This window comes from Anaerophaga thermohalophila str. Valhall (genome assembly GCF_000250735.1).
Classification (GTDB): domain Bacteria; phylum Bacteroidota; class Bacteroidia; order Bacteroidales; family Marinilabiliaceae; genus Anaerophaga; species Anaerophaga thermohalophila_A.
The window spans coordinates 1-900 of sequence record NZ_AHZV01000075.1 but is presented as its reverse complement, the minus strand read 5'-3'; the positions used below and the strand labels follow the sequence as shown (position 1 = coordinate 900).

The 900-nt window shown below is 41.2% G+C and carries 1 protein-coding gene; it reads left to right on the top strand.

All coding sequences use genetic code 11. The annotated features are described in order from the left end of the window. The first annotated feature begins 114 nt into the window (after window positions 1-114). Complete coding sequence (locus OQ5_RS0103225; RefSeq protein WP_016776121.1) at window positions 115-810, top strand: 30S ribosomal protein S16; 696 nt, start codon at window positions 115-117, stop codon at window positions 808-810. The last annotated feature ends 90 nt before the right edge of the window (window positions 811-900 follow it).

Below are 900 nucleotides of genomic sequence, written 5' to 3'. Positions count from 1 at the left end.
TAAAATGATAAAAAGTATCAGGAAAAGACCAAAAGAAATTTCGTAAACCAATAAATCGCCTTATATTTGCACTCGCAAAAAATGTAGGTTGTTTAATTGTAATTTATTGAAAACATGCCCGTAAAAATCAGATTAGCGAGACACGGACGCAAAAGGTATGCTTACTACCACATTGTGGTAGCAGATAGCAGGGCGCCACGAGATGGTAAATACATCGAGCGGATTGGTTCGTACAATCCCAACACAAATCCTGCTACGATTGAACTCAATTTCGACAAAGCCTTAGACTGGCTTGGCAAAGGCGCCCAACCTACTGACACTGCCCGTGCAATTTTGAGTTACAAAGGTGTACTCATGAAAAAACACCTGCTCGAAGGCGTTAAAAAAGGTGCTTTTGACGAAGCCGAGGCTGAACGTCGATTCCAAAAATGGATGGAAGAGAAAGAAGCCAAGATACAGGCCAAAAAAGACCAGGTTTCGGCTGAAAGTGAAAAAGAACGCAAAGCACGTCTCGAGCGTGAAGCAAAAATTAACGCTGAAAGAGCTGAAAAACTGGCCAAACGTAATGCAGAAATGGCTGCCGAAGCAGAAGCAGAACAGAAAGCAGAGAATGCTGAAGCCGATGCCGAAGAAACTGCTGCTGAAGAGCCTAAAGCTGAAACTTCAGAAGAAACAAAGGCTGAAGAACAACCAGCTGCTGAAGAAACCAAAGAAGAAGTTTCTGAAGAACCTAAGTCTGAGACTTCCGAGGAGTCCAAAGCAGAAGAAAAACCAACTGCTTCCGACGAAGAAACCAAAAAGGAAGAATAGTTTTTCATGCTTCTTTTTGAAAGGAAATAAAAAGCCGCCTCATGAGGTGGCTTTTTTATTTAAAAATGTTATTATGAAGATAACATATTT

What these genes read in the sequence shown, in the direction of transcription:
- OQ5_RS0103225 (WP_016776121.1), top strand. Translation starts at nt 115, where the DNA reads ATGCCCGTAAAAATCAGATTAGCGAGACACGGACGCAAAAGGTATGCT.